This is a genomic window from Mucilaginibacter sp. P2_D11 (genome assembly GCF_056404435.1).
This window is the reverse complement of record NZ_JBFUEA010000001.1, coordinates 149,852-162,374: the sequence shown is the minus strand read 5'-3', so window position 1 is coordinate 162,374 and position 12,523 is coordinate 149,852. Positions and strand designations below refer to the sequence as shown.

The 12,523-nt window shown below is 47.7% G+C and carries 11 protein-coding genes; 6 read left to right on the top strand and 5 right to left on the bottom strand.

Features of this window, described 5'->3' with window-relative positions:
- Nucleotides 1-110: 110 nt before the first annotated feature.
- Both AC1DXC_RS00640 and AC1DXC_RS00635 read right to left on the bottom strand, forming a co-directional pair.
- On the bottom strand, nt 111-1,172 hold the full coding sequence (locus AC1DXC_RS00640; RefSeq protein WP_477457187.1) for a hypothetical protein: 1,062 nt from the start codon (nt 1,170-1,172) through the stop codon (nt 111-113).
- 96 nt (nt 1,173-1,268) lie between these two features.
- Nucleotides 1,269-2,159 (bottom strand): class I SAM-dependent methyltransferase, encoded by an 891-nt coding sequence (locus AC1DXC_RS00635; protein WP_477457186.1) that lies wholly within the window; start codon nt 2,157-2,159, stop codon nt 1,269-1,271.
- A 444-nt stretch (nt 2,160-2,603) separates the two neighbouring features.
- On the opposite strand from AC1DXC_RS00635, the gene AC1DXC_RS00630 reads away from it, so the two are divergent.
- A complete protein-coding gene (locus tag AC1DXC_RS00630; RefSeq protein WP_477457185.1) occupies nt 2,604-3,662 on the top strand; it encodes a DUF2157 domain-containing protein in 1,059 nt (352 codons plus the stop codon).
- A 21-nt stretch (nt 3,663-3,683) separates the two neighbouring features.
- Here AC1DXC_RS00630 and AC1DXC_RS00625 read toward each other — a convergent pair whose 3' ends face one another.
- Nucleotides 3,684-4,010 (bottom strand): hypothetical protein, encoded by a 327-nt coding sequence (locus AC1DXC_RS00625; RefSeq protein ID WP_477457184.1) that lies wholly within the window; start codon nt 4,008-4,010, stop codon nt 3,684-3,686.
- A gap of 106 nt (nt 4,011-4,116) precedes the next feature.
- Nucleotides 4,117-4,740, bottom strand: a complete 624-nt coding sequence (locus tag AC1DXC_RS00620) for a LysE family translocator (RefSeq protein WP_477457183.1) — start codon at nt 4,738-4,740, stop codon at nt 4,117-4,119.
- A 378-nt stretch (nt 4,741-5,118) separates the two neighbouring features.
- Here AC1DXC_RS00620 and AC1DXC_RS00615 point away from each other — a divergent pair, with 378 nt between their 5' ends.
- Complete coding sequence (locus AC1DXC_RS00615) at nt 5,119-6,045, top strand: cobalamin-binding protein (protein WP_477457182.1); 927 nt, start codon at nt 5,119-5,121, stop codon at nt 6,043-6,045.
- A gap of 82 nt (nt 6,046-6,127) precedes the next feature.
- Nucleotides 6,128-8,686 (top strand): family 20 glycosylhydrolase, encoded by a 2,559-nt coding sequence (locus AC1DXC_RS00610; protein WP_477457181.1) that lies wholly within the window; start codon nt 6,128-6,130, stop codon nt 8,684-8,686.
- 82 nt (nt 8,687-8,768) lie between these two features.
- Here the strand turns inward: AC1DXC_RS00610 and AC1DXC_RS00605 are convergent, their stop codons facing one another.
- Nucleotides 8,769-9,827 (bottom strand): proline iminopeptidase-family hydrolase, encoded by a 1,059-nt coding sequence (locus AC1DXC_RS00605; RefSeq protein ID WP_477457180.1) that lies wholly within the window; start codon nt 9,825-9,827, stop codon nt 8,769-8,771.
- 268 nt (nt 9,828-10,095) lie between these two features.
- Between AC1DXC_RS00605 and AC1DXC_RS00600 the strand changes: the two genes are divergently transcribed.
- The 3 genes from AC1DXC_RS00600 (at nt 10,096) to recA (ending at nt 12,468) form a co-directional block, all read left to right on the top strand.
- Complete coding sequence (locus AC1DXC_RS00600; protein ID WP_477457179.1) at nt 10,096-10,293, top strand: hypothetical protein; 198 nt, start codon at nt 10,096-10,098, stop codon at nt 10,291-10,293.
- Between the two features lie 192 nt (nt 10,294-10,485).
- Complete coding sequence (nth, locus tag AC1DXC_RS00595; RefSeq protein ID WP_477457178.1) at nt 10,486-11,244, top strand: endonuclease III; 759 nt, start codon at nt 10,486-10,488, stop codon at nt 11,242-11,244.
- Between the two features lie 216 nt (nt 11,245-11,460).
- The gene (gene recA / locus AC1DXC_RS00590; protein ID WP_477457177.1) at nt 11,461-12,468 is read left to right on the top strand and encodes a recombinase RecA; all 1,008 of its coding nucleotides are present in this window, start codon (nt 11,461-11,463) and stop codon (nt 12,466-12,468) included.
- Nucleotides 12,469-12,523: the final 55 nt, after the last annotated feature.

The window sequence follows — 12,523 nt, the reverse complement described above, 5'->3', positions numbered from 1 at the left end:
TGCGAAATAAAGCCTATTTTAAATAATTCGCTAATTCCATAAAATAAAAATGGTGAGTAGTAATGGTATTACAACCATTCACTACTCACCATTCTCTATTCACCAACTATTTACTGGTACTGTATATAAATAGGGTACGGTTTGTAATTATTCAATACCTCAGTTGGGGTAAGCATGTGGAATGGTTTTTTCTTGATATCGTTTTTGTAAAACAATTTAAAACCGGTGAACTGTACCGGCTCACGATCGATAAAGTAGCGGTAAGTGCCGGTTTTCAGGTCGGGTTCGCCCCAGCCGTCCATATCCATTACTACCTGTACCTCGGGGCGCAATTTGATATTTTTGTAATTGGTCACCATTTTTTTAGTGAAACGATGCACCACCAGGATTTTTGGCGGCAGGCCGTTCTTCTTAACGATTTTGGCAAGGTAATCAGATACAAAGTTGATATCTGCAGCATCATATGTACCTATTTTTTTACCGGGCTTGCTGCCGTCTTTCATAGAAAATTCCGGGTCCATGCCAAAGTGTACTTGTGGCATTTTCAGGTATGGCTCAAATAACGGTAACTCCTGTTGTATAGTGCTTAAAGACACCTGCACATCAAGGAAAACAATCGCGTGCGCCGTTTTTGCCATGGCTAAAACGCTGTCTATTTGTTTAAACGGCATGCGGTAACGGTATTTGCCGTCTTTTCCGGCTGCGCCCTGGGCCACAACGGCTATGTAATGCAGTGCCGGCTGTACAGGCGTTTTGGGGTCGGCTTTTTCCCAGGCTTTCACCTCGCCTTTTAGTTTAGCAAGCATTTCTTTTGGCGGCAGTTCGCCAAGGATTCCCATTTTTTTAGAGTACAGGTTGCCGTAATAGGCCACCACGCGCTTAAATGGCAAAATGGCGCCGCCAAGTGGGGTAGGCTGGTTTTTAACCGGCCAGCGGCCGCTGGTATCGCCGTGGGCGTTGAATTTCAGCAACGAATCGTACAGTACTTTATCTGTTGGTGGGTAGCTCGATTTTACCACGCTCAGCGTATCGGGGCTATCAGCAGTATTTTTGGCTGTTGTATCGCCTTTTTTATCTTTAGCCTTTTCGCCCGTACCCGAGGTGCAGTTAGTGAAAAATACAACCGTGCACAGCACAAGCATAGCCGGGAAGAACAGTTTTCTTAATTTCATAGATATAGTAATGTTTTTACGTTGCGTAGCTTAGCGGGGGCTATTTTATTAATATTTAGATAAATATAATTCGTGTAAAGATATAGAATCGGCGGGCTATCGGGCTATATTTTTATAAAATTTCCCAAATACGCCCAGGGGCAATTTGGGGCCTGCAGTTGCCTGCAGGTAAAGCTCGCCTATCTCTAAATTAGCTACCTTGGGGAAGGCATTTTTGATGAGATTTTCGATGATTACGGATGAAAAGCCCAGTGAATAAGTGTTGAGGATAAGGAAATGCTCCTCCGGATCAAGCAGCTGTATCACATCGCTCATCATTTCGTTGATGTTATCTTCCAACTTCCATTTTTCGCCGTTGGGGCCGTTGCCATATGCCGGCGGATCCAGTATAATACCGTTATAGGTTTTGCCACGCTTCACCTCGCGCTTAACAAATTTCAGCGCATCCTCTACCATCCAGCGAATATCTTTGATACCCGATAGTTCCTGGTTTTCGTTGGCCCAGGTAACTACCTGCTTTATGGAATCTACGTGGGTGGTATCGGCACCGGCTGCTTTGGCTATGAGCGATGCACCGCCGGTGTAGGCGAACAGGTTAAGCACCTTAGGCGTTGGCGTTTTGAACCGCTTGATATTATCAGAGATATAATCCCAGTTTACAGCCTGCTCCGGGAAGATGCCGAGGTGTTTAAACGAAGTTAAACCCAAGCGGAATTTGATGGCAACATCGTCGTTTTTGTATTCTATGTGCCAGCGGTCGGGTGTTTTAGGGTCTTTCTTTACCCAGTCGCCCGCGGTGGCAGATCGGCCCTTGAATTTGATATGGTGTATCTTTTGCCACTGATCGGCACTGAGGGTTTTGCTCCAAACGGCTTGCGGCTCGGGGCGTATGAGTACGATATTGCCAAACCGTTCCAGTTTTTCAAAGTCGCCGCAATCAATCAGCTCGTAATCTTTCCAGTGGGTTGGTGTAAGGAGTTGGATCATTTATTCAGTTTGCAGTTTTCAGCTAGCAGTGGGCAGTTATCAATTCAGTTTGCTTTATCAGCTACGCAGTTTGCGTACTGATAAAGTCTGCAAATATAAGTATTACAAATTAATGCGAGTGCCAACTGCCAACTGCTATCAGGGCAATCGCTTTTAAATAGGAGGCACCTACGGAGCCAAAGATCCTACAACAAATTCCTGGCTCGGGAGGTGCCTCCTAATCATCGACTAGTTTAAACGCGATTTCCCTGTTACCTTGCGGCCTTGGCGGCTTTGCGAGATAAAAAAGCTCAACCTGGCGACATTGCGCCCTGGGATGTTTCATGGGTGGAAAAAATATCTCTCTGCTTTAAAGTTTTAACCTACGCGCATTTGTATTAATCAGGATTAATTACTGAAATTCGTGTCGGTTCAAATTATTATCATTGCTGCAATCAGCATAACATGGCCAAACTCAACCTAGATAAGCAGGAAAGCGAATTCCTGGACAGCACCATCGCCCATTGGGAAAAGAACCATTTGGTAGATGCGGAGCAGGCTGCCAAACTGCGCGATTCCTACGATATAAAAGGATTCGACTGGATGCGGCTGGCCAAATACTCGTTTTGGGTGGCGCTACTGTGTGGGGCGGTAGCCGTGGGTTCGCTTATCGTAGATGATGCCGTTATTAACTGGCTTAAAAAGCTGTACGATACACCGGATATCGTTATCGCCATCCTATCGGCCGTTGCCGCCGTGGGCCTGTTTTACCTTGGCCGCCGACGTGAAAAACTTTATCCACAAACGGTGTTTAGCAATGAGGCCATTATCTTCATGGGCGTTTTTGCCACTGCATGCTGTATTGCCTATTTGGGCAAAACATTTGATAACGGCTCGGGGCATTATTCGCTGCTGTTCCTGTTTTCGGTATTGGTGTATGGTTTTTTAGCCTGGCACCTGAATTCGCGGCTCATTTGGCTGTTCGCGCTGGTATCGCTCGGTAGCTGGTTCGGCACCGAAACTGGTTACCAAACCAATTGGGCGCTTTACTTCTTCGGTATGAACTACCCCCTGCGATTCATTGTATTCGGCTTGTTACTTGTTGCCGCCTGCCATATCCTCAAGAAGCAAAAATGGTTCACTTTTTTTTGGGAACTTACCTATGTGGTGGGCATGCTGTATTTGTTTATGTCGCTTTGGCTGTTCAGCATATTCGGCAATTACGGCAGTTTAGATACCTGGTGGCGTATCAAGCAACTTAACCTGTTTTACTGGGGCATCATTTCGGCGGTAGTGGCCGGGGGCTTTTTGCTGTACGGCTTAAAAAGTAAGGATGCTATAGCGCGCGAGTTCGGCATTACGTTCCTTATCATATTCCTGTACACCAAATACTTCGAATACTTTTGGGATGGCACCAATAAAACGCTGTTCTTTTCTATCCTGGCCCTATCCTTTTGGCTGGTTGGCCGCAAAGCGGAGAAGATATGGAATGTGGGTACTAAGCCAAGCCCCCCGGCCCCCTGAAGGGGGAGCAGGAAAACCTCACTATTTTGGTGGGCCGCTAAGATAATATTCTTCTCGTTGCGCAGAATCTGAAATTACAACTATCCTATCATTACCGTTCTTCTGTTCTTTGAATGCATATTTGCCATTCTCTATAAACAAATTTCCGATTTTGTTCCTGATGTAAAGCGTATCGCCGGCTACACGCCAATCGAAGTGTAAGGTGGCTTCTTCCAAGCCCACAAAACCGCAATGGTTTGCCTGAAAAAGCCACCTGATGCATGAGTTCCTGGTAATCATCATGTCGCCGGATTTGCTTTCGCAGGTTGTCCATCCGCCTAGGAAAATGCTGTCCTGGTGTGTAATCAAACTAGCTTTTTTAATCGGGGTATTAGTGTTTTTAAAGTTGCACCCCAACAAGATGATGGCCATTAATAAAAAAAATCCTGCTTTCATATTACATCCCTCCATAACCTTAATGTTTAAAAAACACCAGATACACCTGCTTAAAAACATGGTAAAGCGCAAAGCCGAAGAACAGGATGGCGATGCTGGTATCGATAATTTTGGTACTCAGTTCAAATTTGCGTTGCAGGAAGCGGGCAAAGCGGGCGTATAAAAACAGCGCGAGAAAAGACCCGACAGCAGAGCCGATGCTGAAGAACACCAGGTCGAGCGGTTTATCGTCTATCCATTCGTGGGTGATGAGGTAGGTGCCGGTCACCATCCAGAAGGGGATTTGCATGGGGTTTAAAAAGCCCAGCAATATGCCATATTTGATGCTGGCGTGCTGCGAATAGGTGGTTTTGGGTGGCTTGTTGCGGTTGGCCCAGGTAATGGCAGCCAGCGTGCCGAACAGCACCGTCATTATCCAGTCGATAATGGTATCCAGCCTTACTTCTTCTGAGAGCCATTTGGCGCCCAGCATCACCACGTAGGTAAAAATAAATTCCACGCAGGAGAAAGCTATGATAAACTGCATGGCCTGCTTAAGGCCCCGGTTTATGGTTATCTGTACCAGCGTAAGGTTGATATTGCCCGGCGGTATGTAACCTATAAAGTTGGCTATTACCCCGGCAAGTAAGGTTAGGAATATCATTGGCGGTAAAGATAGCAATTAAGCAAACATTTGCAGTGGCAACGCTGATGCCGAAAAATCCTGTGATAGCTTTACACAAGTGTTCCAGCGCCGAACACCGGCATTAATTTACCTGTTTTTATCAACTTATTGCAAACAAGCCTATTACATCGGTTACTTAAACAACCGGGGTGTTCCAAAGTGTCCCGCAAAATAATGTAAAACACTGATAATCAATGCACATTTAAAAATTAGTGTTCCACGCAAAAAAGTGGAACACCCTTAAAAAGCCAAGGGCAGGTGCTGGTCGGCCATGTATAAATTTCGCATATTTGCAGCTTAAATATTGGCAAGGCAGTTTCCTGCAAACTGAAGACTGCCAGGTACAAACTGAATAATATGTCCGCTCATAAAATAGTCTCCCTTTTACCTGCCGCTACCGAAATCGTATGCGCCCTGGGCCTCGAAAGCAGCCTGGTGGGCCGCTCGCATGAGTGCGACTACCCCGAAGCCGTAAAAGCCCTGCCCGTATGTTCGGAAGCCAACTTCCCCGATGGCCTGAGCAGTGCTGCTATCGACGTAAAAGTAAAAGAGTTGCTGGCCGATGCTTTATCCGTGTACACCGTAAAACGCGAGGTAATCAAAGAATTGCAGCCTGATGTGGTCATCACCCAGGCGCAATGCGAAGTATGCGCCGTTTCCTTGCCGGAAGTGGAGCTGGCTTTGACGGACTATCTGGATAACCCAGCCCGAATCATCTCCCTGCAACCCAATAGCCTGGAGGATATCTTTAATGATATAAGCACAGTAGCCGCCGCGCTGGATGCCTCCGACGCCGGCGAAACGCTCATAGAGGATTTGCAGGAACGGGTAGATATCATTCGCCATAAGCTGAAATTCCTGGAAAATCAACCAACCGTAGCCTGCATTGAATGGCTGGAACCGATGATGGTATCAGGCAATTGGGTGCCCGAGCTGGTGACAATTGCCGGCGGCGTACCCGTATTAGCGCAGCAAGGCAAGCACTCACCTTATGTAAATTGGGCCGATATACAAGCTGCCGACCCGGATGTAATCATCCTGATGCCCTGCGGGTTCTCCATCGAGCGCACCATGCGCGAAATCGACATTTTGTTGCATCAAACCTGTTTCGCGGATTTAAAAGCCGTGAAAAACAACCGCATCTACATCGCCGATGGCAACCAATACTTTAACCGCCCCGGCCCGCGCATAGTAGATTCGGTAGAGATACTGGCCGAAATACTGCACCCTAAGCAATTCATCTTCGGCAATGAGGGTGAGGGATGGATAAAATTCGTACTTTAAAAAATATTTTAAAAAGTTAAGCCAACATTGTAAATCGATATTTTGATTATATTTACGGTTCTCAACCTAATATAATTAACGTATGCGCCGTATTATTATCCTGCTGCTTGTTGCTGCTGTCCACCTACATGCTTTCGCCGCAACCGGCGACGAGCCGAAGTTCCATGCCAAAGATTTGTACATCAGTTGGCAGGTGGTAGATAATAACTACAAAAACAAGCAGGAGGCGCTCACGGCCATCATCATCACCAACAAAGGTAAAACCAGCCTGCCCGCCGGCGGCTGGAAGTTCTACTTCAACTCCTCGCGCAATTTCCTTCCGGATGCTACCAGTGGCAACGCCACCATCGCGCAGGTAAACGGCGACTTGTACAGCATCACCCCCAACGCCAAATTCCAGGAGATAAAACCCGGCGAAACCGGCCGTATAGAGTACGTTTGCGAATCGCCGGTGGTGAATTTTACTGATGCCATCGAAGGCCCCTACCTGGTTTGGGATGCCGAACCTGCAAAAGGCTACGCCCTCGGCGGGTTCACCGTTGCCCCTTTCAACCCGACTTACCAGGGCCTCATTACCCCCGAAATTCTTTACAACCAAAACAAAACTATACTGGATATCCCCGCTGCCGACTTGCAGAAAATCATCCCTACGCCGGTAAGCTATCAGGAAAATGCGGGCAGTTTCATCATCACCAATGCGGTCAGCATCATCAGCGACCCACTCTTCGACAATGAGAAGCGCTACTTTATAACGGGTATAGAAAAACTCTTGGGTAGCAAGCTAAAAGGCACATCGACCACCAAAAAAATAACCTTTAAAAAGGATGTCAGTCTGGGTGCCGAAGCTTACAAGCTCAGCATAACACCCGATGGCATGACGATAACTGCCGCTACCCCCGCCGGGTTGTTCTACGGCATCCAGTCGTTCAAAACCGCCATCAGCGCAGCGCCATGGATAAAACCACAGGCGGCTATCACCGTACCTTGCCTGGAAGTGAGCGACGCCCCGCGTTTCCCCTACCGCGCCGTGATGTTGGATGTAGCACGTAATTTCCAAAGTAAGCAACAGGTATTGAAGCTGATAAACCTGATGGCCGTGTACAAGCTGAACACCCTGCACCTGCACCTTACCGATGACGAAGGCTGGCGGATTGAGATACCCTCCCTGCCCGAACTGACGGCCATTGGCTCTAAACGCGGCCATACGCTGGATAGCAAAACCAACCTGCCCGCCTCGCATGGCTCAGGTCCCGATTTTAGCAATACCGCCGGCACCGGCTTTTACACCCGGGCCGAATACATAGAAATATTGAAATACGCCACCGAGCGCCATGTGACCGTTATCCCCGAGATAGAAACCCCCGGCCATGCCCGCGCCTCTATCAAAGCTATGGACGTGCGCTACGAGCATTTACTGGCTGCCGGCGATAAAGCAGGCGCAGAACGTTACCTGCTGCGCGATTTGAACGACAAGTCGGACTATCGCTCGGTACAGTACTGGAACGATAACGTGATTGATGTATCGCTGCCATCCACCTATAACTACATAGAAACCGTGGTAGGCGATTTGGTAAACATCTACAAAGATGCCAACGCCCCACTGCCTGCTATCCATTTTGGTGGCGATGAGGTACCTGCTCATGTTTGGGAAAAATCGCCTGCGTACCTGACCCTGAAAGCCAGTCATCCCGAGATACAAAGCACCGGCGACCTGTGGTACTATTTCTATGGCCGCGTAAACGATATCCTCAAAAAACGCAATATCAAACTTTCCGGCTGGGAAGAGATGGCCCTGCGCAAAACGCTGGTAGACGGGCAAGGTACCTACGTATCCAACCCCCAGTTTGTGGGCGAGGGTATGCAGGTAGATGTTTGGAACAACGTACTGGGCGACGGGCAGGAAGACCTGGCCTACAAATTGGCGAATGGCGGCTACAAGGTAGTGCTTACCTGCGTTACCAATCTCTACTTCGATATGGCCAACTATAAATCCTTCGACGAGCCTGGTTACTACTGGGGCGCGTTTTTAGGTATAGATAAGTTCTTCTCTTTTATTCCGTACGATTATTTCAAAAATGCCGATGTGGATAAGAACGGCCTCCCCATAAACCGCAACCTGTTTGTAGGCAAACAGCGCCTTACCGATTACGGCAAGGGCAACATCATAGGCCTGCAAGGTGCCCTGTGGACGGAAACTGTTAAAACCGCCGACCGGATGGATTATATGATATTCCCAAAACTGATCGGCTTGGCCGAACGGGCCTGGGCGAAAGACCCGGCATGGGCCATAGAAAGAGATACCGCTAAAGCCCGGGAACTTTATAATCAGGATTGGAGCAAATTCCTGAATATATTGGGCAAACGCGAATTGCCGCGTTTGGCTTACTACAACAGCGGTTACAGCTTCAGGATACCCAAACCGGGTGTAATCGTTCAGGATGGTAAATACCAAAGTAATATCCAATATCCGGGCCTAACCATCCGCTACACTACAGATGGCAGTGAACCTACTGCAAAAAGCAAGGTTTACACCAACCCTGTAGATGCTAAAGGCACCGTGAAATTCCGCGCCTTTGATGAAAAGGGCCGCGGTGGCAACACCGCTGAAGGGCCAGCGTTTGAGCAGAAACCGGTTTTGTAGAATAGTTCATAGGTGATGGTTCATGGCAGATGTGTTTTTGGAACTATTATCCATGAACTATCATCTATAAACCATGAACTCCTTATAATTCCACCTTCTTCAGGCCCTTATTTACGCCGGTGATGAATCTGGCCAGGCCGCGCATGTAGGTGCGCTGGTCATCGTACATGCTCATGTGGCTGCCGTTTTTGCAATAGAGGTAGCTGCCGTTTTGCACCTGGGTGGCTATCCAGGCCATGTGTTTGGGGTCCATAGTATCGTATTCCCCGCCAATGCTAAGGGTTGGTACGATAAGGCTTTTTATCTCTTTTTTACGGTCCCAATTGGTCAGTTTGCCTGCAATACCAAACTCGCTTGGGCCCTGCATGGTAACGTATAAGGATTGATTGGTTTTTCCGAGGGAACGGGTTACCGTCTCGGGCCATTCGGCGCCTGGCATCCTCAGGATGTGCTTTTCGTAAAAATTGGGTTGCAGGAGGCCCATATAATTAGGATTGGCAAAGTCTTTTTTAGCTTCTATATCGCGTATCTGGGCCAATACTTTCGGGTCCATCTGTTTAGCCAGCACTTCCGAATATCTGCCGTAATCCGGGCAGCTCACCATCATGTTAGAGATAATAAGGCCTTTGAGGTGTGCCTGGTATTTCAGCGCGTGCTCTGTAGCCAAAATGCCGCCCCAGGAGTGGCCAAGCAGGTAAAAATTATCCTTATCCAGGTGCAGGGCCTGGCGCACCTGCTCTACCTCTTCCACGTACCGGGCCAAATCCCACATGGTGGTGTCTTTGGGGTTATCGGAGTTGCCGCAGCCCAACTGGTCGTAATAAATCAGCTCGATGCCTTTTGCAGGCAAAAAGCTCTCCATGCATTCGAAATATTCGTGCGTTGCGCCCGGGCCGCCGTTCAGCAGCAGCAGTTTCATGGTGGGGCTGTTGCCCAGCTTTTTCGTCCACACCCTAAACTTGCCTTTGGGCGTATTGATGGTTATCATTTGCACACCGCCGGTTTTAACGCCCGAGGTGGTGTCTTTAAAATAATCGCCTAAAGCAGGGGCCTCGTAGGGTTTAGCAGCCGGACTAACGCAGGCAGATACGCACGCGGCCGCAACAATTACCGCCGAAAGGATAAGGGTTCTTAATTTCATGATGGGGACAGGTGATTTTGCCATAAAGCTAATTAAAAATATGCGATCGCAATTGGCGCAAAGGGCATTTGCAGGTGCATTTTTGTGGGGTAATCCGGGGCGCAAATAAAGCGTAACCAGATGCGTCTATTAGACACAATGAGTATCGGTTTAGCCAAACATTATCAGCCGGTTAACAAGATGAAAAAAATTTCATTAAATTTTCATCTTTATAAAATATTCGTGTTTAACAATCGTTATCTTTCTAAATAAAAAAAACAGATAGCTTATGGGTGAAACCTTTACAACAAATTTTTACGCGGTCACTAACAAAGCTCAGATGAAAGAATCAGGATCAATGGAAAATCTGGACGCGGACTCAGTGATATTCTATCACTCTATCCATGCCGAGCTTGACCTTCTGAAAAAGAAGCCGAAGCTGCAAACCATCCACCACATCCTCGATTATTCGAAGAGCCTGCGCTAAGCACCGCATCCCCCGACACTGGTTCATGAATCCTACTAATTGGCAAGGCCGATAGTTAGATTTGTGAACCTTTCTATTTTAGTTCAGTGGTTCATTAGTTCACTTGTTCATTGGTGCAAAGTTTGATATAATTGCATTCGTAATCGCCGGTTCAAACACCAATGAACTAATGAACCAGTGAACTAATGAACCATGTTAAAAGCCGAACGTTACCGCCATTTCGTAGGATACTTTTCAAAGAACCAACCCGACGCGGTTACCGAGCTGCATTACGAAAACCCTTACCAACTGCTGGTAGCCGTAATTTTATCCGCCCAGTGTACCGATAAGCGCATCAACCAGGTAACGCCCAAACTTTTCGAACGCTTCCCCGACGCTGCTGCGCTTGCCGCTTCGGATGCCGACGAGATATTCACTTATATCCGCAGCGTAAGCTATCCCAATAACAAGGCCAAGCACCTGGCCGGCATGGGTAAAATGCTGATGGAAAGGTTCGGCGGGGTGGTACCTTCGGGACTGGATGAATTGCAGATGATGCCCGGCGTGGGCCGCAAAACCGCCAATGTAATTGCATCGGTAGTGTTTGATGCGCCTGCGATAGCGGTGGATACGCACGTGTTTAGGGTGGCTAATAGGCTTGGGCTTGTTCGCGCCAGCACGCCACTGGCAGTAGAAAAGCAATTGGTACAAAACCTACCCGAAAACACGCTGGCCATAGCCCACCACTGGCTGATACTACACGGGCGGTATATATGCGTGGCCCGCAGCCCCAAATGCGAGATATGCCCCCTAACCTGGTTTTGCAAGTATTACGCCCAGCACAATACCGAAACTGCCTTGCTGAAAGCCGAGGCCCTGAAACTCCGTAAAGCAAAAGATACCAAAAAGAAGAAAATTCAAAATGCTATTGTAAAGGAGCTGAAGAAGCGCAGTGTTGATAAAGATATTTGATGAGGCGCGGCCTGTTGATTAATTTCATGCACCAATCACATCGTCGTTATTACGGGGAAAGCACCTTAAGCATAGCGGATTTGCAAGGCGGCAATGCATGCCGATGATTGCCGCGCTTCGCTAGCAAAGACGTGTTGTGATAAATAAAAATAATTACTAAAAAAATTAGCAAATATCAAAAACACTTTTTATATTTGTTTCACGAAAAAAATAGAGATGAGCAATACAGATAAAATGAAGGCATTACAGCTTACCCTTGATAAGCTGGAAAAATCGTACGGAAAAGGGACTATCATGAAGCTGGGCGAACAAGCCATAGAGCCTACTGAAGTAATATCTACCGGCTCGCTGGGCCTGGATATCGCATTAGGCGTAGGCGGTTTGCCAAAAGGCAGGGTGATAGAAATCTACGGCCCCGAATCGTCCGGTAAAACCACCCTTGCCATACATGCCATCGCCGAATCGCAGAAGAAAGGCGGTATTGCTGCCTTTATAGATGCGGAGCACGCTTTCGACAGGTTTTATGCCAAGAAACTGGGTGTAGACGTAGAGAACTTGCTTATCTCACAGCCCGATAACGGCGAGCAGGCTTTAGAGATTGCCGATAACCTTATCCGCTCGGGCGCTATCGATATCCTGGTTATAGACTCTGTTGCGGCATTAGTGCCAAAGGCGGAAATTGAAGGCGAAATGGGCGACTCTAAAATGGGCCTCCATGCACGTTTAATGTCGCAAGCCTTGCGTAAGCTTACCGGCACCATCAGCAAAACCGGCTGCTGCTGTATATTCATCAACCAGTTGCGTGATAAGATCGGCGTAATGTTCGGTAACCCCGAAACTACCACGGGCGGTAACGCTTTGAAGTTTTATGCTTCGGTACGTTTGGATGTGCGCCGTATATCACAGATAAAAGATACCGACGAGGTATCTGGTAACCGCGTTAAGGTGAAAATTGTTAAGAATAAAGTGGCTCCGCCATTCCGTATAGCCGAGTTCGACATTATGTTTGGCGAGGGTATTTCTAAAGCCGGCGAAATTATCGATCTGGGCGTAGAGTACAACATCATCAAGAAAGCAGGTTCATGGTTTAGCTACGGCGATACCCGCCTGGGCCAGGGCCGCGATGCCGTTAAACAATTGATATTGGATAACCCCGAACTGATGGAAGAACTGGAAAAGAAGATAAAAGCAACCGTAACCGGCGACAGCCTGGCGGAAGTTTAATTCAGGATTACACCGATTTATCAAGTGAGTATCCCGGCAGCTAGGAACGATTACA

What these genes read in the sequence shown, in the direction of transcription:
- AC1DXC_RS00640 (WP_477457187.1), bottom strand. Translation starts at nt 1,172, where the DNA reads ATGAAATTAAGAAAACTGTTCTTCCCGGCTATGCTTGTGCTGTGCACG.
- AC1DXC_RS00620 (WP_477457183.1), bottom strand. Translation starts at nt 4,740, where the DNA reads ATGATATTCCTAACCTTACTTGCCGGGGTAATAGCCAACTTTATAGGT.
- AC1DXC_RS00600 (WP_477457179.1), top strand. Translation starts at nt 10,096, where the DNA reads ATGGGTGAAACCTTTACAACAAATTTTTACGCGGTCACTAACAAAGCT.
- nth (WP_477457178.1), top strand. Translation starts at nt 10,486, where the DNA reads ATGTTAAAAGCCGAACGTTACCGCCATTTCGTAGGATACTTTTCAAAG.
- recA (WP_477457177.1), top strand. Translation starts at nt 11,461, where the DNA reads ATGAGCAATACAGATAAAATGAAGGCATTACAGCTTACCCTTGATAAG.
- AC1DXC_RS00635 (WP_477457186.1), bottom strand. Translation starts at nt 2,159, where the DNA reads ATGATCCAACTCCTTACACCAACCCACTGGAAAGATTACGAGCTGATT.
- AC1DXC_RS00630 (WP_477457185.1), top strand. Translation starts at nt 2,604, where the DNA reads ATGGCCAAACTCAACCTAGATAAGCAGGAAAGCGAATTCCTGGACAGC.
- AC1DXC_RS00615 (WP_477457182.1), top strand. Translation starts at nt 5,119, where the DNA reads ATGTCCGCTCATAAAATAGTCTCCCTTTTACCTGCCGCTACCGAAATC.
- AC1DXC_RS00610 (WP_477457181.1), top strand. Translation starts at nt 6,128, where the DNA reads ATGCGCCGTATTATTATCCTGCTGCTTGTTGCTGCTGTCCACCTACAT.
- AC1DXC_RS00605 (WP_477457180.1), bottom strand. Translation starts at nt 9,827, where the DNA reads ATGAAATTAAGAACCCTTATCCTTTCGGCGGTAATTGTTGCGGCCGCG.